At 40.8% G+C, this 22,124-nt stretch carries 19 protein-coding genes and 1 riboswitch; of the genes, 14 read left to right on the top strand and 5 right to left on the bottom strand.

Features of this window, described 5'->3' with window-relative positions; all coding sequences use genetic code 11:
* The first annotated feature begins 4 nt into the window (after positions 1 to 4).
* From JR334_06735 to guaA, 11 genes are all read left to right on the top strand, one after another.
* Positions 5 to 1,951: a molybdopterin biosynthesis protein gene (locus JR334_06735; GenBank protein QRN84684.1), complete on the top strand. Its 1,947-nt coding sequence runs from the start codon at positions 5 to 7 to the stop codon at positions 1,949 to 1,951.
* Positions 1,941 to 2,918 (top strand): GTP 3',8-cyclase MoaA, encoded by a 978-nt coding sequence (moaA, locus tag JR334_06730; GenBank protein QRN84683.1) that lies wholly within the window; start codon positions 1,941 to 1,943, stop codon positions 2,916 to 2,918. The genes JR334_06735 and moaA overlap by 11 nt, the downstream gene beginning before the upstream one ends.
* 4 nt (positions 2,919 to 2,922) lie before the next feature.
* On the top strand, positions 2,923 to 3,408 hold the full coding sequence (gene moaC / locus JR334_06725; protein QRN84682.1) for a cyclic pyranopterin monophosphate synthase MoaC: 486 nt from the start codon (positions 2,923 to 2,925) through the stop codon (positions 3,406 to 3,408).
* Between the two features lie 82 nt (positions 3,409 to 3,490).
* Positions 3,491 to 3,973: a MogA/MoaB family molybdenum cofactor biosynthesis protein gene (locus tag JR334_06720; protein QRN84681.1), complete on the top strand. Its 483-nt coding sequence runs from the start codon at positions 3,491 to 3,493 to the stop codon at positions 3,971 to 3,973.
* A gap of 139 nt (positions 3,974 to 4,112) precedes the next feature.
* Positions 4,113 to 4,397, top strand: coding sequence for a co-chaperone GroES (locus tag JR334_06715; protein QRN84680.1), 285 nt, complete (start codon positions 4,113 to 4,115; stop codon positions 4,395 to 4,397).
* Positions 4,398 to 4,437: 40 nt separating this feature from the next.
* Positions 4,438 to 6,069, top strand: coding sequence for a chaperonin GroEL (groL, locus tag JR334_06710; protein QRN84679.1), 1,632 nt, complete (start codon positions 4,438 to 4,440; stop codon positions 6,067 to 6,069).
* 115 nt (positions 6,070 to 6,184) lie between these two features.
* Positions 6,185 to 6,973 (top strand): hypothetical protein, encoded by a 789-nt coding sequence (locus tag JR334_06705; GenBank protein QRN84678.1) that lies wholly within the window; start codon positions 6,185 to 6,187, stop codon positions 6,971 to 6,973.
* A gap of 45 nt (positions 6,974 to 7,018) precedes the next feature.
* A riboswitch (molybdenum cofactor riboswitch) is annotated at positions 7,019 to 7,140 on the top strand.
* Between the two features lie 148 nt (positions 7,141 to 7,288).
* Complete coding sequence (locus JR334_06700) at positions 7,289 to 8,089, top strand: 3'(2'),5'-bisphosphate nucleotidase CysQ (GenBank protein QRN84677.1); 801 nt, start codon at positions 7,289 to 7,291, stop codon at positions 8,087 to 8,089.
* A gap of 13 nt (positions 8,090 to 8,102) precedes the next feature.
* Positions 8,103 to 9,038, top strand: coding sequence for a hypothetical protein (locus JR334_06695; GenBank protein ID QRN84676.1), 936 nt, complete (start codon positions 8,103 to 8,105; stop codon positions 9,036 to 9,038).
* 235 nt (positions 9,039 to 9,273) lie between these two features.
* Positions 9,274 to 9,825 (top strand): hypoxanthine phosphoribosyltransferase, encoded by a 552-nt coding sequence (gene hpt, locus JR334_06690; GenBank protein QRN84675.1) that lies wholly within the window; start codon positions 9,274 to 9,276, stop codon positions 9,823 to 9,825.
* Positions 9,826 to 9,839: 14 nt separating this feature from the next.
* The gene (guaA, locus tag JR334_06685; GenBank protein ID QRN84674.1) at positions 9,840 to 11,384 is read left to right on the top strand and encodes a glutamine-hydrolyzing GMP synthase; all 1,545 of its coding nucleotides are present in this window, start codon (positions 9,840 to 9,842) and stop codon (positions 11,382 to 11,384) included.
* A gap of 365 nt (positions 11,385 to 11,749) precedes the next feature.
* On the opposite strand, the gene JR334_06680 is transcribed toward guaA, so the two are convergent.
* The 3 genes from JR334_06680 to JR334_06670 all read right to left on the bottom strand — a co-directional run bounded on the left by JR334_06680 (position 11,750) and on the right by JR334_06670 (position 13,878).
* Positions 11,750 to 12,964, bottom strand: coding sequence for an IS256 family transposase (locus tag JR334_06680; protein QRN84673.1), 1,215 nt, complete (start codon positions 12,962 to 12,964; stop codon positions 11,750 to 11,752).
* 63 nt (positions 12,965 to 13,027) lie between these two features.
* Complete coding sequence (locus JR334_06675) at positions 13,028 to 13,711, bottom strand: GNAT family N-acetyltransferase (GenBank protein QRN84672.1); 684 nt, start codon at positions 13,709 to 13,711, stop codon at positions 13,028 to 13,030.
* Between the two features lie 50 nt (positions 13,712 to 13,761).
* Positions 13,762 to 13,878 carry a hypothetical protein gene (locus tag JR334_06670; GenBank protein QRN84671.1) on the bottom strand — a complete coding sequence of 39 codons (117 nt, stop codon included), beginning with the start codon at positions 13,876 to 13,878 and terminating at the stop codon, positions 13,762 to 13,764.
* Between the two features lie 639 nt (positions 13,879 to 14,517).
* Here JR334_06670 and JR334_06665 point away from each other — a divergent pair.
* Positions 14,518 to 15,750, top strand: coding sequence for a DUF1566 domain-containing protein (locus tag JR334_06665; GenBank protein ID QRN86878.1), 1,233 nt, complete (start codon positions 14,518 to 14,520; stop codon positions 15,748 to 15,750).
* Between the two features lie 402 nt (positions 15,751 to 16,152).
* On the opposite strand, the gene JR334_06660 is transcribed toward JR334_06665, so the two are convergent.
* Positions 16,153 to 17,367, bottom strand: coding sequence for an IS256 family transposase (locus tag JR334_06660; protein ID QRN84670.1), 1,215 nt, complete (start codon positions 17,365 to 17,367; stop codon positions 16,153 to 16,155).
* A 466-nt stretch (positions 17,368 to 17,833) separates the two neighbouring features.
* On the opposite strand from JR334_06660, the gene JR334_06655 reads away from it, so the two are divergent.
* Together JR334_06655 and JR334_06650 are read left to right on the top strand one after the other, a co-directional pair.
* Positions 17,834 to 19,936, top strand: a complete 2,103-nt coding sequence (locus tag JR334_06655; protein QRN84669.1) for a hypothetical protein — start codon at positions 17,834 to 17,836, stop codon at positions 19,934 to 19,936.
* A 5-nt stretch (positions 19,937 to 19,941) separates the two neighbouring features.
* Entirely contained in the window at positions 19,942 to 20,736 is a 795-nt protein-coding gene (locus JR334_06650) for a prolipoprotein diacylglyceryl transferase (GenBank protein QRN84668.1), read from the top strand.
* Between the two features lie 152 nt (positions 20,737 to 20,888).
* Here the strand turns inward: JR334_06650 and JR334_06645 are convergent, their stop codons facing one another.
* Positions 20,889 to 22,106: an IS256 family transposase gene (locus JR334_06645; GenBank protein ID QRN84667.1), complete on the bottom strand. Its 1,218-nt coding sequence runs from the start codon at positions 22,104 to 22,106 to the stop codon at positions 20,889 to 20,891.
* Positions 22,107 to 22,124: the final 18 nt, after the last annotated feature.

The following is a 22,124-nucleotide window of genomic DNA, read 5'->3' as shown; positions in this document are numbered from 1 at the left end:
AATTGTGGCTAGAAGAATATATCTTGAAAACATAGAATTAGACGAGGCTCTTCGACGCTGGTTTTTACGGCTTGAGGAAAGTGGAGCTCTTTTGCTTCAAACGGAATCAGTAGATGTGCGGGATGCGCTTGGACGCATAACAGCAGAAGCGGTACTAGCAAAGCGCCATTCACCTCATTTCCTAGCGTCCGCTATGGATGGTATTGCGGTTAAGGCAGAGGAGACCTTACTTGCCCGAGATACGAATCCGGTTCTTTTACATCTAACAAATCAGTACCATGAAGTAGATACAGGAGATCCCCTTCCGGAAGGATGTAATGCGGTCATTATGAGTGAGGAAGTACATTACCCTCAAAAAGGAGTGGCAGAAATAGTTCGTCCAGCAATACCCTGGCAGCATGTCAGACCGGTTGGAGAAGATCTGACTGCCACTGAGATGATTGTGCCGGTAAACCATAGGGTTGGGGCCTATGATCTAGGAGGATTTTTAGCAGGTGGAGTATTTCGCTTGTTGGTGCGCCAAAGACCACGTGTGGCGATTATTCCTACTGGGACCGAGATCAAGAAAGCGGAAAGCAACCTGAAAGCGGGAGATTTGGTGGAATACAATTCAGCGATATTTTCGGCGCTACTTACGGAATGGGGGGCCATACCTGTAGTAGAAGATATCGTGGAGGACGAGCTCGAGCAGATTAAGCAAGCTTTACAGAAAGCTTCCGATACCTATGATGTGGTTATAATCAATGCGGGTTCGTCTGCAGGACGAGAAGATTTTACCCACCAAGCCATCGAAGAACTAGGTGAGGTAGTCGTACATGGTCTTGCGGTAAAACCGGGTAAACCGGCTTTGTTGGGCCTTATTGGCAATACGCCCATCGTGGGTCTCCCTGGATATCCAGTATCAGCGACTCTTGACTGTGAGATTCTAGTAAGACCATTGATGGAAGCCATGCAACAAAACTTGTTGCCACCTAAGGATAAAATTAAAGCTCATATTTCACGAACTACTAATTCTAGTGGTGGCTCAAAGGAGTATATCCGGGTTACCTTGGGTCAAGTGGGTAACAAAATGGTCGCAACGCCAATTTCTAGAGGTGCTGGTGTTATTAGTTCACTGATAAAGGCAGACGGGCTCTTAATTGTTCCTGAGAATCTAGAAGGGTACTCTGCAGGGGAAGAAGTAGAGATTGAGCTTATAAAAGAAAGAAATGCCATCCTTAGAAATATTATATCCATCGGTAGCCATGATTTGACGCAGGACCAATTGGGCTCTTGTATCAGGATGCATCATCCAGATATTAGACTATCTTCAGCCAATACGGGAAGCTTTGGCGGCTTGATGGCCATGCGTAGAGGAGAGACCCATATGGCTGGTATTCATTTATTGGATGAGGAAACCGGCGAATACAATGAGTCTTATGTTAAAAAATATCTCCCCGATGAGGATATTATCTTGATGAATTTAGTCTACAGGCAACAGGGGCTTATGGTCGAAAAAGGCAATCCGCATGGGATTAAAGGCATAAAAGATATGGTGAATCGAAAACTAAGCTATGTTAACCGGCAAAAGGGGAGTGGCACTCGTATTCTATTAGATCATATTTTGAAGCAAGAGGGATTGGATCCAGATAAGCTATTAGGATATGACCTAGAAGAATATACTCATTTGGGTGTGGGAACGGCGATTCTTTCAGGACAGGCTATGGCAGGCCTAGCAGTGTATAGTGCTGCAAAATCATTGGATTTGGGATTTTTGCCCCTCTATGAAGAACGATATGATCTTCTTTTAAGAGCAGATTTTTTTCATTCAAAGGAAGGCCAGGCACTGTGTGAAGCAGTGAACTCGGAGGATTTTGCAAGACGGGTAACGAAACTGGGTGGCTACAGTCTTAGAGATACGGGGAAAATCTGGCTTATGACCGGAGGACAGGAATTGGAACATGAAGGATAACTACCAAAGAGAGATAGATTATCTGCGCATTGCAGTTACAGACAGATGTAACCTACGCTGTACCTACTGCATGCCTGAAGAAGGTATAGAGCCAAAGCGACATGATGAAATTCTATCCTTGGAGGAAATCATTCGCCTAGTACAAATCTTGGTAAAAGATGGAATACGCAAGATTCGACTTACCGGTGGTGAACCACTGGTAAGGAAAAATATTGAAGCCCTGGTTAGGGGCATTCATGGGATAGAAGGTATAGAGGAAATAAGTCTGACCACCAATGGGATCCTATTGGAAAAACTTGCGGTGAGCTTAAAAAAAGCTGGACTGGATCGAGTTAATGTTTCGCTAGATACTTTAAAAAAAGACAAATACCATGCGATTACCCGCTTGGGAGAATTGGACAAGGTAATTCGTGGAATCAAGGCCGCCCAAGCTGCTGGGCTTAACCCAGTCAAAGTAAATGCAGTAGCCATTCGAGGGTTCAATGAAGATGAATTGGTGGATTTTGCCACGTTTGCTATCGACAATAAATTGACGGTTCGTTTTATTGAACTAATGCCGGTGGGCGAGTCCTCGGAAAATGGTGAGTCCTATATTAGTATGGAAGATATTCTGAATACTATTCGGAAAAAATATGAGCTAGCGCAGATTCCTAGAGGCCCCAAGGATGGCCCGTCTAGTAATTATCAGATTGTTGGTACGGAGGGACGAATAGGTGTCATAGCGGCCTTAACCAATCATTTCTGTGCCGATTGTAATCGCATGCGTCTTACCGCAGATGGTAAGTTTAGGCCGTGCTTATTTTCAAGTACAGAATTTGATGTGCGGGAACTTTTGAGAGATGGTTCAGATGATGAGAAGATTCAGGCCTTGTACCATAATGTATTGGGGCATAAACCGAAGGAACACCGCATGGAATATGAAAAATATGAATGCAAGGACCGCCGTATGTCTCAGATTGGAGGGTAGAACAATGGAAAAGAGTTTGTCTCATTTAGACCAAGATGGGAAAGCCTATATGGTGGATGTCGGTGGTAAGGCGGAAACGGAACGCGCAGCGACAGCCAAGGGTGAAATCTATATGAATGAGGAAATAATTAGTAGGATTTTATCAGCAGACATTCCCAAAGGGGACGTGTTGTCTGTGGGACGCATTGCTGGCATCATGGGGGCTAAAAAGACATCGGAATTGATTCCAATGTGTCATCCTATGCTTATTACTTCTGCCAAGGTGGAACTGGAAGTGGTTGAAGAAAAGGGTTGTATAGAGGCAAGAGCAACGGTTAAGACCAAGGGTGTAACCGGTGTGGAGATGGAGGCTTTAACGGCTGTTTCCATTTCTCTTCTAGCTATCTACGATATGTGCAAGGCAATAGATAAGTCTATGGAGATTGGTCGGATCCGCCTAATGAAAAAGACGGGCGGCAAATCGGGAACCTATGAGAGAAAAGAAGGATAAGCCCTTTCTGTTTTGGACTGCTAGGTAGCGTAAATGGTTGGATACGACATTTTTCTCGTCGGAGAAAGAATCGAGGTGCATAATGATTAAGATAGGCATTATTACAGCTAGCGATCAGGGTTCTAAAGGTCTTAGAAAAGATCTTTCCTCTGAAGTGATTCGTAAGAAAACAGCGACTATTGGCGAAGTTGTACAATATAGTTTGGTAGCAGATGAAAAGGACGCGTTGGTGGAGGCGATGAAAGAATGCATCAGAGCGGGTGCTGAATTGGTACTTACTACTGGTGGAACGGGATTTTCAAAGCGTGATGTAACACCGGAAGCAACCCTTGCTGTTGTAGAAAGGCTGACTCCGGGTATTCCGGAGGCTATGCGTTCTGCAAGCATGAAAATTACGGATCGAGCTATGCTCAGCAGGGCAGTGGCTGGCATCGTTGGAGAAACCTTAATTGTTAATTTGCCGGGAAGTCCGAAAGCTTGTGAAGAATGTTTAGATGTGATTTTGCCGGCCTTACCGCATGGATTGGAAATTTTGCGGGGAGAAGCCTCCGAGTGTGCTAGATAGAGTAAAGAACAAAAAAGGTCAGAAAATATCAAAAAAAGTGGAAAAGGTCTTGATTTTCTTTCATTTGTTGATAATATGTACTTAGTGATTAGCACTCTTGGTAAAAGAGTGCTAAATAATCAATCAAGGAGGATTCAATATGAGTTTGAGACCATTGGGTGACAAAATCATCCTGAAAGTAGTTGAAACAGAAGAAAAGACAGCAAGTGGTATTTTGCTTCCTGATTCTGCACAAGAGAAATCCCAAGAAGCTGAAGTTGTGGCTGTAGGCCCTGGCAGAGAGATTGATAACGTCAAGGAAGTAATGGAAGTCAAAGTCGGAGAGCACATTTTGTTTAGTAAGTACTCTGGTACCGAGATTAAATACGATGGCCAAGATTTACTGGTAATTAGCCAAAGAGAAGTATTGGCGGTTATTGAGTAGTCAACTTGGATTGAAAAATTAATTTAAAGGAGAATAAGTCATGGCTAAAGAATTGAAATTTGCAGATGACGCAAGAAGAAGCCTAGAAGCAGGCGTCGACGCGTTGGCTGAAGCAGTAAAAGTAACCTTAGGCCCCAAAGGTAGAAATGTAGTATTGGAGAAGAAATATGGTTCTCCCCTTATTACGAATGATGGCGTAACCATCGCCAAAGAAATTGAATTACCAGATGCATTTGAAAACATGGGCGCAAAACTGGTTAAAGAAGTAGCTACGAAAACAAATGATGTGGCAGGTGATGGAACGACTACTGCTACCGTTTTAGCACAGGCCATTATCAAAGAAGGCCTAAGAAATATCACCGCTGGTGCCAATCCTATGATTGTCAAAAAGGGTATTGAAAAAGCAGTGGAAGCTGCTGTAGCAGATATCAAAGCGGGTAGCAAGCAAGTAATCAATCAAGAAGAGATTGCTCAAGTGGCATCCATTTCTGCTAATGATTCGGAAATTGGTGAGTTGATTGCCGCTGCTATGGATAAGGTTGGAAAAGACGGTGTGATTACAGTCGAAGAATCCCAATCCTTGGCTACTGAGTTGGAAGTGGTAGAAGGTATGCAATTTGATCGTGGCTACCTCTCCCCTTACATGGTAACAGATACTGAGAAGATGGTTGCAAGTTTGGATGATCCTCTCATTCTGCTAACCGATAAGAAAATCACCAACATTGCAGAAATCTTGCCATTGTTGGAAAAAGTTATTCAAACTGGCAAACCTTTGTTGATCATTGCTGAGGATGTAGAAGCAGAAGCACTGGCTACCCTGGTTGTTAATAAACTTAGAGGTACCATGAACTGTGTAGCTGTGAAAGCACCTGCCTTCGGAGATCGTAGAAAAGCTATGTTGCAGGATATCGCTATTGTGACTGGTGGACAAGTTATTTCCGATGAGCTGGGCTTAAAACTAGATACGGCTACTTTGGATATGTTGGGTAATGCTAGACAAGTCAACATTACCAAAGAAGAAACTGTTATCGTAGAAGGTAAAGGCGATGCTGAAAGCATGGATCAGCGTGTTAAGCAGATTCGCAATGAATATGAAGCTTCTACTTCTGATTTCGATAAAGAAAAATTACAGGAACGTTTGGCTAAATTGTCAGGTGGCGTTGCAGTCATTAAGGTTGGAGCTGCTACTGAGACTGAACTGAAAGAAAAGAAACTTCGCATTGAAGATGCTCTAGCTGCTACTAAGGCTGCTGTTGAAGAAGGTATTGTTGCCGGCGGTGGTGTGGCCTTGATTGATGCTATCCCAGCTGTTGCTGCTTTGCATGAAGAAGGCGATGTACAAACTGGTATCAATATCGTGAAACGTGCGTTAGAAGAACCTACTCGTCAAATTGCAAAAAATGCAGGTGCTGAAGGCTCTGTAGTTGTTAGCGCGGTGCTGGCTGCTAAAAGAGGTATGGGCTACAATGCTTTAACTGGCGAAATGGTAGATATGATTGCTAATGGTATTGTAGATCCTGCAAAAGTAACTAGAAGTGCTCTGCAGAATGCGGGATCAATTGCAGCATTGCTATTGACAACCGAATCATTGGTTGCAGATATTCCTGAAGAATCTGCAGCTCCAATGGGTGGTGGAATGCCTGGTGGAATGGGCGGAATGCCAATGATGTAAGCTCTTATGAGTGTTTGAGGAAGGCCTTGGCCTTCCTCTTTTTTTGGTGTATACCCAGAAAGCGCTGGACGGCCTTGTTTCGTTATATTATATTAAGTATAACGGAGGACGAGCTATGAAATATGAAGAAAACAATATACTTAGGAAAGCCTTTGATGAAGCAGCGCCATATCTTGAGAAAAGGTATGTCCAAGATCTACGGATTGGACTAAACATTGTAGGGGTAGAATTGGATAATGGAGAATTGGGTTCTAGCTATGTGCTGCGGGAGGAATTGTCGGGATGTTTGGATGGAATATTTTCTAATAATCTAACACTTTTGGGCATGGATGCTCTTCAGATGGGACATTGGGCTACGGAGAAGATACATATTCTGAAGAGAGCTTTGGGTATTGCTGCCTTGAATACAGGCGCTAGGGCTTATTTGGAAGAAAAGAATCTTATGGAAAATCTAGATGTGTTTTCCTTAGTGCGACCAGATGATACGATTGGAATGGTGGGTTATCTTGGACCTGTAGTGAAAAGGGTAAGAAAAGAAGGACTCACCTTGCATGCGTTCGATAAGGGTCATGCTGGACAACCTGGTGTGGAACCAGTAGAAGATATGTTGAGTACGCTGCCACGGTGTTCAGTTGTCTTTCTTTCCGGTACCACACTTATTAACAATAGCCTTGGGGAACTATTGGAGGTTTGCACCAAAGCACGTGAAGTTATTTTAATTGGCTCGACTACCTTGCCCTATTTGGAAGCATATAGAGATACCAAGATAAGCGTGATAGCTGGTACGCTATGGGATAAGAATTTAGCGGGAGACTTTAAGAAAATTATTTCTATGGCAGGTGGTATACCGAGTCTTCGCTTGTGCAGTAGCAAATTTGCCTACCGCAATCCGAACCGTTCGTAGTAACTTGAAAATTCTTGTTTACACCGTTATAATTGGTAGTAAGAAAAATCATACTCACTTCGAAGTCCTTGCCTCCTAAAGAGTAATCTATGGAACTTGGACCGCTAGGGTTAAAATGGAAACGTTTTGGCCTCCCCCTATTGGAAAGAAGTGCAAGAAGCGCAGACACCCTGCTTCTTTCCTGGAGCAGGTTTTTCTTTTGCTGAGATTATATCTTAGCGTTAAAAAGGAGGCCTCCACCCAGGCTTCTTTTTTATTTCCAAGACTCTCTTTTTTTCTGTATACTGAATAGAACAAGGAACGGACGTGATTGCTATGGCAAGAGAATTAGATAAAGAATTAAAATGTGCGATTGAAATCGCCCTTCTTGCTGGCGAAAAGGTGATGGAGATTTACCAGACTGATTTTAAAGTCTGCTACAAAAAAGACAAGTCTCCGGTAACCTTGGCAGATGAGACGGCAGACCACTTGATATCTCTCAAGTTAGCAGAGTATTTTCCGGATTATGGTATTCTTTCTGAGGAAAATGTATCCAATCAGGAGACCTATGATAAAAAAGATTGCTTTATCGTGGACCCTATAGACGGTACCCGAGAGTTTGTAAAGAGAAATGGTCAATTTGGGGTTAACATTGCCCTTAGTAGGGAAAAGGAATCTGTGATGGGTGTAATTTATATTCCAGTCAATCGAACCATCTACTATGCAAGCAAGGGTAATGGTGCTTTCCAGGCCCAGGTGAATAAGGAGGGCGCGCTTTTTGAAGTAGAGCCGATTCAAGTGTCTGATCGTTTAAATAATCTGATTGTGACGGTAAGTCATCCCTACATTGGAAAAAATTTACAGAAGCTGTTGCAAGAACATGAGTCTCGAATCGGAGGCTACCATTATATTGGTAGCTCCATAAAAGGTTGTTTGGTGGCTAGTGGCAAAGCCGATGTCTATTATCGCTATGGATACACGAACGAGTGGGATACGGCGGCGATGCAAGCCATTGTGGAAGAAGCTGGCGGAATTGTTCGGCAAATGGATGGTTCGGTGCTTCGGTATAACAGAAAGAATCATTTAAATGAAAAAGGATTCTATATTGTGAACAGAAAAGAAAACATTTGGGTCTAGGAAGGGTCAACGGATGAATTTTGAAGGGGCAATCACCACAAGAATACAGCAAACGAACCAATTGAGTTGGGGCGAGTTTTATCCTGAAAATGGTCTATTGAAAAAAGCGGGGGTATCCACAGCACATGATTTTGCAGAAAATATGGGTATCGATTTTTTATCTTTGCCACCAGGTAAAGCAGGTGGAGGAGATTTATTTGGTAGAATGGTTGCGAGGAGCAATGCTCTAAAGAAGCCATCTTTTCCAGTGAATAGTATGGAAGAATTGGAACAGTATGCCCTCCCAAATTTAGATGTGGTAACCTTGGACAAACTAGGCAGCCGAGAGGAGAACAAGGATAACCTACTTCTTTTGGAAGGACCGATACAACTTTTATCTAGCATTATGCCCTTTGACCTTTTTATGATGTCGTTGGCTCGAGATAAAAATTTGATGGAAAAGGCCGTAAAATCCTATTTTGATTGGTTGCTATTAATCGTGAAGAAGGCCATAGATAAGGGAATATCTGGGGTAGTTTTGGGAGATGATATTGCTGGTACTAGTGGTCTTATGATGTCTCCTAGAATTCTGGAAGCGATGTATTTCCCGTTTTTACAGGATTTTATCGGCAGGTGTGAGCTTCCAGTGATTGTGCACAGTGATGGGGATGTCCGGATGGTTATACCATCTTATATAGAAGCTGGCGCGGCAGGCCTGCAATCCATTGAACGTGAGGCGGGTATGCACATAGAGGAATTGGTGAAGACTTATCCAAATTTTCTCTTTTGGGGTGGTATATCTAGAGAGGCGTTTACGGGAGACTTGGCGCTTTTAAGGGAGGAAGCATCTCTTTTGAGAAAATTAAGACATCAGGGTGCTTTCGTGGTGGCCGGGTCTTGTACTGGAATCTTGGATGAAATGATGGAAATCGAGAACCTAAGGGCTCTTAGGGCAATGATTAATGATTGATATGTAATTAGGAGTAGGTTATCATTTTGGTTACTAGTTCACTTGGATGATAGAAAGTTCATACCAGATTGGTATGTGCTTTTTGTTTTTTGCAAACGAGTGGTGGTTTTTTGCGTGCACTAGGGGAAAATTTCCGGGCATGTAATAAGTAGTTGTCATGACTTTTATGACTACTATTGTTCCATTCTAATCATCTAAATGCTATAATACGGTATGAATTCAGGGAGGGTATAAAATGAATTATTTTGACGACAAGATTAAGGATGTTTTACTTACAGAAGATGAGATAAAAGTTAAGGTAAAAGAAATGGGCAAACAAATTACGGCAGATTATAAGGACTCGGGTAGAGAGCTGATTGTCGTCAGTATCCTCAGAGGTTCGTTAATTTTTGCGGCGGACATAATCCGCGAATTAAATATTCCTACGACTTTGGATACCATGGTTGTATCCAGCTACGGGGCGGCTACTAAATCTTCGGGGGTAGTTAAAATTAACAAGGATTTAGAAGAAGATATCATAGACAAAGATGTTCTGATTGTTGAAGATATCGTGGATACTGGATTAACCTTGGCCTACCTGAAGAAAACCTTGCTGGCGAGAGGTCCACATTCTGTGAAGGTATGTACCTTCTTAGAAAAACCTGATCGCAAGGAAGTAGAAGTGGAAGTGGAATACAGTGGGTTTATCATTCCGGATGAATTTGTTGTTGGCTATGGATTGGATTTCGACCAGAAATATAGAAACTATCCTGGTGTGGCCTCATTAAAGCCGGAAGCATACATGTAACTCGAGGAGGAAAGATGGAACACTTAAAAGAAGAATTGGTATTGGTTCTAGATTTTGGAGGCCAATACAATCAGTTGATAGCTAGGAGGGTAAGGGAAGCACATGTATATTGTGAGATGATTCCTTTTTTTACCCCCATTGAAGAAATTGAAAAGAAGAATCCCCAAGCCATTATTTTTAGTGGAGGTCCATCATCGGTTTATGGAGAGAAGGCGCCTACGCTAGACAAGCGAATATATGAGCTAGGCATTCCTATCTTAGGAATATGTTACGGCATGCAACTGATGGCCAAGGATTTGGGCGGAAAGGTGCAGAAAGCGACAGATACGAGAGAATACGGAAAGACGGATTTGAATATTCTTTCTGAGGATATCTTGATGAAGGACTTGCCTGCTTCGCAGCAGTGTTGGATGAGTCATGGTGATTTTATTGCGCAAGCACCAGAGGGCTTTATTGTGACTTCGAATACTGAATCCAGTCCCGTTACGTCTATGTCCAATGCGAAAAGAAAAATGTATGGTGTGCAGTTTCATCCCGAGGTAAACCATACTATCTATGGGCAGGATATGCTGAAGCATTTCCTCTATGATGTAGTTGGTTTAAAAGGCACTTGGACGATGAGCTCTTTTATTGACACGGAAGTGAATCGAATTCGCGAAATGGTAGGAGATAAACGGGTTCTGTGTGCTCTTTCCGGTGGTGTTGATTCTGCAGTCGCTGCTCTACTGGTAAACAAGGCAATATCGGAAAATTTAACATGTGTTTATGTTGACCATGGATTGATGCGTAAAAATGAATCAGAGCAAGTGGAAAAAACCTTTAAAGGTGAATTTGGCTTAAACCTGATTAGCATAGATGCGAAAGAACGATTTTTGTCGAAGCTTAAAGGCGTGTCGGATCCTGAGAAGAAAAGGAAAATTATTGGTGAAGAATTTATCCGCGTTTTTGAAGAAGAAGCGGATAAACTGGGAAAAATGGATTTTCTTGTACAAGGAACTCTGTATTCTGATGTGATTGAAAGTGGTACGGAAACGGCTGCTACCATTAAGTCGCATCACAACGTGGGGGGATTGCCTGAGGATATGCAGTTCAAACTGATTGAACCCCTAAGGACAATCTTCAAGGATGAAGTTCGTATGGTTGGTGAAGAATTGGGTATGCCGAAAGAAATTGTTTGGAGACAACCCTTCCCAGGACCAGGACTAGGTATCCGTGTTTTAAATGAAATAACACAAGAAAAACTAGATATTCTTAGAGAAGCTGATCATATTGTAACCTCAGAGATAGCCAATGCTGGCTTAGATAAAGAAGTGTGGCAGTATTTTGCTGTGCTTCCCAACATGAAGTCGGTTGGTGTTATGGGGGATGAACGAACCTATGCGTACACTGTGATTGTTCGTGCGGTGACGAGTAATGATGCGATGACGGCAGACTGGGCACATCTACCATATGAATTGCTACAGAAGATTTCAGTTCGAATTGTTAATGAGGTGCCACATGTGAATAGAGTGGCCTATGACATAACCAGTAAACCACCAGCAACGATTGAGTGGGAGTAAGGTGCCTTATAAAATAGCACCTGAAAAGCAAAATTGAGGGACACAGAGCATAGCTTTATTATTTGTTTCTAGTTTGCTCCTAACCGTAGAGCTATTGGTAGAGCAAGAAAAAAATAAAAATACAAAAAGATACCCTAATTCAGTTTAAATTGAATTAGGGTATTTAGCTTATTAACTGATAAATCTCAATCAAAATTTATAACCAAAGTGCTTATAGAATTATTTTTCATAGCCTAACATTTTTTTGAGATAGTTTACATTCAATAAATGTAAAGTTTTAAAATTTCCCTCATAGGATACTGGAGTCTGTCAAGAAATTGGTGTAAACTTCCTTAAAGATTTTTCTTAACTCAATTCGTGGAAGGTCAAATACGTCCCTCGAAGTGAATTGCTAGCTGATTAATAATTTTACCCCAGTCCCGAGTCCTCATAGTCCATTTCTTGGTTATATCAATCATTGCCAGATACAGCATTTTCAACAGGGCATCATCGGTTGGAAACACACTCTTGGATTTCGTGACTTTGCGTAGCTGGCGGTTAAAGCTTTCGATGGCGTTTGTTGTGTATATCATCCTTCTGATTTCAGCCGGATACTCGAACATTGTTGCTACTTCATCCCAGTTGTCTTTCCAAGGTTTTACCGCGATATAATACTTCTCGCCCCACTTGTCTTCTAAATCTTGTAGAGCGTTCAAAGCGGAATCTTCGTTGATTGCTTTGTAGATTGGTTTAAGATCATTGACGAATGCTTTACGGTCCTTCCAGGACAGGTATTTCGTTGAATTGCGAATCATATGAACGATGCACCGCTGAATTCTGGTGTCTGGATAAACAGCCTGTATTGCTTCTTTAAAGCCATTCAGTCCATCGATAGACACTATCAGCACATCCTTAACACCACGATGCTGCAAATCAGTTAACACTTTAAGCCAAAATTTACTGGTCTCATTTTCTCCGACCCACATACCTACAACGTCCTTTTTACCGTCCAAATCAATACCTAGTATGATGTAGACTGCTTTGTTGACTATCTTTCCATCCTGACGGACTTTGTAGTGGATGGCATCCATGATTAGGTGGGCATAAACCTCTTGTAGTGGGCGTTGCTGCCATTCCTTTATTACAGGTAATATTTTCTCAGTAATCTGTGAAATCATGGTTGGTGATACATCAATTCCGTAAAGGTTATGTAGATGATCCTGAATGTCTCTGACAGTCATCCCTTTGGCATACATGCTTATGACCTGGTCATCAATACTTGAAACATCACGTTGGTTTTTCTTAATGATTACAGGTTCAAAATCCCCATTACGGTCTCTAGGTATGTCAATTTCCATTTCTCCATAATCGGAACGAACCTTTTTAGAACGAATGCCGTTACGGCTGTTTGTAGTATCCTTGTTCTTATAGTCATACTTGCTATATCCGAGTTCATGATCCAGTTCAGCTTCCAGCATTTCTTGCATGATGTCTTTGAATTGTGCTTTTAGTAGGGACTGGATGTCTTTGACATCCTTAAGCTCGCCTTCTTTCATGAGTTCGCGGATCAGTTGTTTGTCGATGAGTTTTTTCTGGGCCATTATAGTGTTCCTCCTTGAAGATAGATTTAGTTTATACAATCTCAGGAGTTTACACCAATTATTTTACACCCTCGATACTGCCCAATTATTAAAAACGCAAGGCATAGCTTTTGCCTTTTCCAATGTATCCACCTTTTTTAGATTGAGCTTAATTCCATTTGCTTTGCAAAAGGTTTCAACTTCTTTGATACAGTTTGGAATATAGGGACATTGTAATCCATAATATATTGTTAAATCTTTGCTATCTATCTTCTGATTTTTTGCAGTATCAGTAAAACGCGGATAAGTCCCGTCAAAAGAAAGTGCTAAAAGCTCATATTCATCATCAATGGTATCTACTGATATAAATTTTTGTTTAGTCATGAATTTCTTATCACTTAGAAATGGTTTCTTCTTCTTAGAGCTGATAACACAAATTCCTGACTTGTTTTGCTTTTTAGCATCATCTATGCAGTATTCTAAAAGCTCTTTTCCATATCCCTTTTTCTTAAAACTACCTGAAACCCATAGGCAATATATATAAAGATAATTGTCGCCTAAAACTGGCGTCCAAGCTGTTTCAAGGGGAGAATACTCAATAAACACTTTTCCTCTTGCATCTAGTTTTCTAAAAACATGACCTTCGATAACTCTGTCTTTAAGCCATTCTTTTTTTATATATACGCCATCTTGATGCTTTTTATCAGCAATTGCGCAACAAATATGTTCTTCTTCTATATTACCTGCTGTGATATTTATATAGCTCATAATCCGATCTCCTTGCGAAGTAAGTTGCATATAATTTATATTGTTTGCCATTATATTTGGGGTACAAGCTCAATCAATTTTTTCCATTGAACAATAAATGTAAATTCTTTATTAGTATAGCAACATTTGCAATAATCCTTGTTTTTCGTTTTATCTATTTCAAGCATAGCATACTACAAGCTTTACAAGGAACTTCTTTCGTGACTTGAACCCATTAACTAATAAATTGGTTTAACTTTAATATTAACATAGATAAATTGAGACCTATGCCATGTTCGAATTTCTTAGTTTCAGGAATTTCACTTGAAGAATGTACTTAGTAGTAATAGTATACTTTATATAAATTATTGTACAAAAATGGTCAAAATATCTCATGTGACAAACTGTTGTAACAATTTGGGTTTAGACTAAGTGTAATAGTTCGTTGATTGAAAAACTATAATATTTGAAAAAGGCAAGGAGGTACTATGAAGAAGACGTTAGCGCTGTTATTGGCCGTGATGATGATATTTACAGCATGTGAAGGAAGCGATGTTGAAAATTCAGATGAAATGAGTTCCGGAGAGCAAGAGGGTGATATATTGGGAAATGACCCGCTTGCTGAATATGTAGAGAGTGGTGTTCTTAGTGCAGAGGAGTCGGAGAACCTAATGGCCTACTTAGATGAACACGATCCTAAGAATGGTGGCGAAATGGTTGAAGATCCATTAGCAGGGGCTGTTGAAGAAGGGATTATTTCAACAGAACAAGCTATGGCCATTGATCTAACTTCACTAATTGGCATAGAAGATATGGATGAAGGCATGATGAGTACAGGAAGTACGTATACTGTTGAAGAAGCCAATGCTATTGAAGCTGAGCTTTTAGCGGCGGTCGGCTATACAGCAACAATAGGTGGTTATCCTATTGTAGATACAAATCAGACCATATTTTATTCGAATGATGCAATTATTGATGAACCGGCAGAAGGTGAAGATTTTTATGGGCAAGATGCATCTTATACAGGCAATGCGCCAAGCTATACTGACAATGGTGATGGGACGGTTACAGATAATGTGACAGATCTGATGTGGCAACAAGATCCAGGCGAAAAATTAACTTGGCCGGAAGCAGTTGAGCTGCTGGATGAATTTAATGAAGAGGCGCTTGGAGGATATTCTGATTGGAGAATTCCAACGATAAAAGAATTATATTCTTTGGTTCAGTTTTCAGGTCTTACAAGAACGAGCTCTGATACATCAATACCCTATATTGATACGGATTATTTTGAGTTTGAGTATGGTGATGCCGCAGGAGAAAATCGATTTATTGATTCACAGATTATGACTTCTACTATATATGACTCAACAACACTGGGTGGCAATACGACGGTGTTTGGATATAATTTTGCAGATGGTCGTATTAAAGGCTATGAGATTGATAAAGATTTTTATTGTTACTTTGTAAGAGGGAATACAAGCTATGGTGAAAACCTCTTTGTAGATAATGGTGATGAAACGATTACGGATGAAGCGACAGGCTTGATGTGGACCCAAAATGACTCCGGTTATTATGAAGCTGGAACAGAAGCAGATGGTACCCTTAATTGGCAAGAAGCTCTTGAATGGGTAGCAGAAATGAATGAAAGTAACTTCCTCGGATACTCGGATTGGCGCTTGCCGAACGTGAAAGAACTTCAAAGTATAGTTGATTATGATCGGTCACCAGTGACAGGCACGCCAGCTATTAACGAAATGTTCTATTGTGCCCCTATTATCAATTGTTTTGGCGAAGATGATTATGGCTATTACTGGTCTGGTACGACTCATGATGATACCAGTGCTAGCCCTACAGAATACAATGCAGCTAGCTATGTAGTATTTGGTAATGCAATGGGTCTGATGAATGATGTAGAAGTGGATGCTCATGGTGCTGGTTCACAAAAAAGTGATCCGAAGACTGGTGATCGTGAAGATTATCCGGCACCAGATGAAAATGCACCACAAGGTGATGAACAACGTGTATATAATATGGTTCGTTTAGTTCGAGATGCTGATTAAGTAGCAAAATAGTTTTAGAGGTCGTATACAATAAAGTGCGCAAAAACAAATAAGCAAAAGGAAAGTGTCCAAGAAAAAGTCCGCATTTCCAGGTATTGCAATTTTGCTTGACCAGAACAAATGATGCTAAATACAGTTTAAGTAATGGTGTAGTGGAAGGTAGTGTCAGCAAAATCAAACGAACCAAACATTCAATGTATAGGAAGGGCTCGATTGAATTACTAAGAAATAAAGCAGTTTACCAGTCAAATTTTTTAAGTCTCTATAGACCGTTAATCGGATGAACCAACTTGTTATTGCAATTCAGGGGATGAAGATAAAGTGAGTTCATAGTATTAAGAGTCTGTCAAGAAATTGGTGTAAACTTCCTTAAAGATTTTTCTTAACTCAATTCGTGGAAGGTCAAATACGTCCCTCGAAGTGAATTGCTAGCTGATTAATAATTTTACCCCAGTCCCGAGTCCTCATAGTCCATTTCTTGGTTATATCAATCATTGCCAGATACAGCATTTTCAACAGGGCATCATCGGTTGGAAACACACTCTTGGATTTCGTGACTTTGCGTAGCTGGCGGTTAAAGCTTTCGATGGCGTTTGTTGTGTATATCATCCTTCTGATTTCAGCCGGATACTCGAACATTGTTGCTACTTCATCCCAGTTGTCTTTCCAAGGTTTTACCGCGATATAATACTTCTCGCCCCACTTGTCTTCTAAATCTTGTAGAGCGTTCAAAGCGGAATCTTCGTTGATTGCTTTGTAGATTGGTTTAAGATCATTGACGAATGCTTTACGGTCCTTCCAGGACAGGTATTTCGTTGAATTGCGAATCATATGAACGATGCACCGCTGAATTCTGGTGTCTGGATAAACAGCCTGTATTGCTTCTTTAAAGCCATTCAGTCCATCGATAGACACTATCAGCACATCCTTAACACCACGATGCTGCAAATCAGTTAACACTTTAAGCCAAAATTTACTGGTCTCATTTTCTCCGACCCACATACCTACAACGTCCTTTTTACCGTCCAAATCAATACCTAGTATGATGTAGACTGCTTTGTTGACTATCTTTCCATCCTGACGGACTTTGTAGTGGATGGCATCCATGATTAGGTGGGCATAAACCTCTTGTAGTGGGCGTTGCTGCCATTCCTTTATTACAGGTAATATTTTCTCAGTAATCTGTGAAATCATGGTTGGTGATACATCAATTCCGTAAAGGTTATGTAGATGATCCTGAATGTCTCTGACAGTCATCCCTTTGGCATACATGCTTATGACCTGGTCATCAATACTTGAAACATCACGTTGGTTTTTCTTAATGATTACAGGTTCAAAATCCCCATTACGGTCTCTAGGTATGTCAATTTCCATTTCTCCATAATCGGAACGAACCTTTTTAGAACGAATGCCGTTACGGCTGTTTGTAGTATCCTTGTTCTTATAGTCATACTTGCTATATCCGAGTTCATGATCCAGTTCAGCTTCCAGCATTTCTTGCATGATGTCTTTGAACTGTGCTTTTAGTAGGGACTGGATGTCTTTGACATCCTTAAGCTCGCCTTCTTTCATGAGTTCGCGGATCAGTTGTTTGTCGATGAGTTTTTTCTGGGCCATTATAGTGTTCCTCCTTGAAGATAGATTTAGTTTATACAATCTCAGGAGTTTACACCAATTATTTTACACCCTCTAAATCATTACTCTATGCTACACGTCTAATAATCTGCTATCAAATCTAAATTCTTTAATAAATCTTATCCTTGACATATTCTTATTGTATTTTGCAGCATGCTGATAAATTCCATAGTACATGCTTTCTGGTGTTTCCAACCGATTGATTCAATACCCATACCATTCATTATTATGACAAATCCTTTTAATTAATAGGTTAATGCCTTGAACCCCATGCCGGATTAGCGGTAAGTTTCGATTCAAGTGATTCACGTTTTCAAGCTATTTGGCTGAGGCATATGCTCTTTATATTTTAACTTTCGTTGATCAATTAAAGTATATATTCAGGAGAACATTAGCACTATGTAGTTGAATGTAACCGAAAACAGCTAAAGAAGGGGAGGCATTAACAATGAAAAAATATTTTGTGAAAAAAATGGTATTAGTATTGGTGGGCGTGTTACTACTTAGTGGCTGCTCTTCAGGTACAGATGCTGAAACAATTGCGGAGTTGACTAATATCGACGAATCTGTTGCCAAAGACACGGATGGGCTAACAACGGATTATGAACGTCATTTTGATGAGCCGGCTAGCCAACGTATGTCTAATATGGAAGGGATAGTTGGTGATTATGATACGCAATTTGTTGAATTGCAAATCCCTGAAAATACCTTTGATGAAGAGGTAACCATAGAAATCACAAATCCAGAATCTATTCCCCAGTTGAATCCGGAAGATGGAACACCACTTGGCTCTCCATTAGAGATAAGTATTGACCGAGAGAAGAAACGGCTTTCGGAAGAGGTAATCATAAAACTAAAATTAACCCAGGAAGAATTAGCAGGCCTTGTTCATGAAGATGAAATAATGGTAGCGTATTATAACGGTGAAAATTGGGATTACATGCGACCGAAAGAAGTGAATCTTGAAGAAGGTTATGTAACAATAGGTACTTATCATTTTTCAAAATTTTGGGCAGTAGAGCCTACAAAAGAAAAGCGGTTAAGTGATTTTTTATCTAAAAGATCTAAGGCAGATTGGGCTATTTCACAAGGGGCAAGCGGAACAAGCTCAGTACTAGAAAAAATGGTAAATGACTTAGTAGCAGAAAAATTTGGTGTTGTTGACAAAAGTTTTACACAAGATGTGATAGAAGGTTTGATGAAGCAGGGAGATATAACGAGTCTACTTGTAACAGCCAATGATGCTAAAAATTCTGGTGATGATAAAACGATGGATGCCCTTGGTCTGGAGTTGAATACATTCGTTGGAAAAGAGATGTTTAGTTCTTTAGAAAAATTAAAGGCAGCGGGTAAGCTTAAGGATATGCCCATTGGAAATGCTTTAGGTAAGCTAGCAGATAATGCAGGGAAAATAAATACGGGCTTTACCGCATTAACAGAATGGTATAACGGAAATACTGATGGGGCACTTAAGGCAGTATCAAAAGAAATTATCGGTAGTTTTCCCCCTGGAAAGGTTTTAACTGCTGGGGCGGAAGTAATCGAGCGGCAAATTAATAGATGGAAAAATGATAAATTAGAAGCGGCATATAAAATATATCTAAACGGTGCTTCAAGCTGGGTACCGTGGGGTTACAATGTTGAAAAAGGGAACTTTGATGAGCTTTTTGAACAAATGGATGGTTTGAGAAGAGAAGTTTATATTGATGCGATAGAAGAATATGCTACGCTTCATGATATGGAAAGAGCTGCTGATGGAACGCCGTTAACAGACATGCTAGGCGAAAAAACATTGAATAATATTCGCGAAAAAGCTAAAAATGACTTACGAAAAGTTTTTGAAGAAAGAAGCAAAAGAGAAGATGAAGTTGCGAAGTTTGAAAGAGCGAATAAAGAACTAATTGAGGCCTTTGAAAATGCAAAGTTATTAACGAATTCCAAGTATGGATATGATGAGAAGGAAATGTCCATGGAAGAACGGTTAGAAGAATTATTTGTACTTAAAAACAGAATCCTAAAAGATACCAGTAGAGAACTTGGCTTTTCTGGTGGAGGAGATGAAAAGTATATCGAGGCTGGAAGGGTAGCACGATTGGCACAGCTTTTAAAAATGACAGATGGTGAAAAAAGATACCAGGATGAGCTTATTGAATTAGGGTATAAAGAGAAGATGCCAGCGAATTTATCAGGTTCATGGTCTGGCTCTATTGTAATAACTTCAGTGCCGACTGAAACTGAAATTGAAGCCTGTGGAGGTACTGGTGAGTTGAATTTTGAAGAAATGCTAGGCATGCCGATGGAAACGCGTGTGGTTCTGAATGGGAGTGATGGAATGTATACGGGTACACTTACCGTTATTGTTCCAATGGAGGATTGGGAACCAGCCGTAAATACGATTACACTTAAGCAGAAATCAGAAACAATTTATGAACTGGTAGGTGATGATGTGACTGCAGACTTAACCTTTACAGATGGAAATCCACAAACCTTAGGTGGAGCTTTGCCAGTAGAACTATTTGGACTTGATTTAAGTCTGGTAAGGGATGAGTGAGCCCTGTGCTACCATTGATTTACGGGATACCAAGCTATAAAATATTTGCATTATTAGGGAGCATGGCTTTTATCATAATATCAATACTACGATTTCATCAAACAAAGGAATCGCATTCAAATGTGGTGATTAAGTTATTCTTGGTTCTTTGGATTTCTATGATTGGCGCTCGTATACTTTATCACTTTCATAATTCAGATAAAATCATTACTTTAGTGGAATATGTTTTTCCGTTTACTGGTAGCGGATATGCACTTTATGGCGGATTATTGTCTGCAATTTCTGCGATTGGATTGTATGCCTTTGCCAAAAAAGAATCATTTCTAGAAATTATGGACTGTTTAACACCAGGAATTTTAATCGGGTTAAGTATTGGGAGAATTGGTTGTTTGTTAGCGGGCTGTTGCTTTGGAAAAGAGAGCGATATGATTTGGGCAATTCATTATCCCGTCGGCAGTTTGCCACATCAATGGCAAATAGCGAATCAGGTAGTTGGGATTTTTAATAAACCGGTAAGTGTTCATCCAACTCCAGTATATGAAATGTTAGCGTTGGGGTTAATAGCACTCCTTGTTTTATACATTGAAAAACGAGGGAAACACTTTAATGGTCAAGTCTTTCTAATTGCAGCAAGTAGCTATTCTTTTTTTAGATTAATAAATTTGTTTTTTAGAGCGGATGCAAATGAAGATATTGGTTTATTTTTCTATCCAGCACTATACATTCTCATTATGGTCGTCACCATAATGGTATATCGATTCAAATGTAATAGAGGCAAGGCTGGGTATAGTACTGAGTAATGAATGTGTAGTATTTGCTAGCATATGTATTGTAACCTAGGTGTGGCTTTACATCATTATATGTACTCGAGCATATATTGCTTAAAAACAGAATCAGAAGGATACACCTAAGTCAAGTCCACATTTGTGTGTAAATTCCTCGGTAGTTTAGATTAGGCGACTGCAGCAGCCTTTGCAGAATTCTTAGATTCAGAAAACGTCTGGTAGTAAAGATCCATCTCAAAATACTTGCGGCCAGTCTGCCATTTCTCGTCCTGTTCCATGAGTAGGGCGCCAATGAGACGGATAACCGAAGCCTCATTCGGGAAGATCCGTATGACTCGCTCTCTACGGCGAATCTCCTGGTTTAGTCGCTCAATGCCGTTGCTGGTTCGGAGCCGTTTCCTGTATTTTAAGGGAACGCTGAGAACAGCTGTGACATCGGCAAAGGCTTCATCTAGAAGATTCATTGCACGTGATGCTTTGGTTTCGTACTTGTCTATAATCTCATCACGAACTTTGGTGGCACTTTCTAGATCAACAGCTTCATAGAGCCTACGTAGATGTTCTTTCAGTTCTGGCTGCAGTGACTTTGGTGTCAAGTCCAGCACGTTCCTTGAAAAGTGTGTTTGGCATCTCTGCCAGGTAGCGCCCTGGAAATGTTTCCTGATGGCGTTCACAAGTCCTCTGTGGCTGTCCGAAGTGACCAGATGTACATCTTTAAGACCTCGGTCCTTCAAGGATGAGAAGAACTCTCTCCAGCTTGTTTCGGACTCTGTGTCTGCCACCCTGAAACCGATGATTTCACGGTAACCTTCTTGGTTAACAGCCACAGCTACAAGTAGTCCTTTGGAACGGACTCGGTTATCTTCGCGTACCTTGAGGTAAAGGGCATCCACCACCAGGAAGGGATAATGCTTTTCGAGCGGACGGTTCTGAAAATTCTTTACGATGGGATCCAACTTTTCGCACAGTTTAGAAACCATAGACTTGGAGAACTTCCTGCCACAGAGTTCATAGGTGATGTCTTCCACCTTCCTGGAGGATACACCGCTCACGACCATTTGCATCATGGCCAGAAGCAGGGCTTGCTCGCTGCGTTGGTAACGCTCAAAAAGTTCAGTGCTGAAGTCGCCGTTACGATGTCTTGGGACGTGCAGCGTCAGTGTTCCCACCCTGGTGGTCAACTGTCGGTCCCTGTATCCGTTACGGTAAGCCTTCCTTTCGTCGGTGCGTTCGTATGGGGCAGCACCAATTTGGTCATTAGATTGAGCAACCAATACTTGGTTGAATATCTCTTCCAATAGGTTAGAAAAAGCTTCATCTTTTCCATCTGAGACGAAAAGACCGTGCAAGAGTTCTTCGGTTAGGGTAATATTGTACTGAGCCATGATTCACACTCCTCGGTT

The sequence above is a fragment of the Clostridia bacterium genome, assembly GCA_016887505.1.
Taxonomy (GTDB): domain Bacteria; phylum Bacillota; class TC1; order TC1; family UBA5767; genus UBA5767.
Note: the sequence above shows the minus strand (reverse complement) of the source record. Positions and strands in the feature narration are given on the sequence as shown.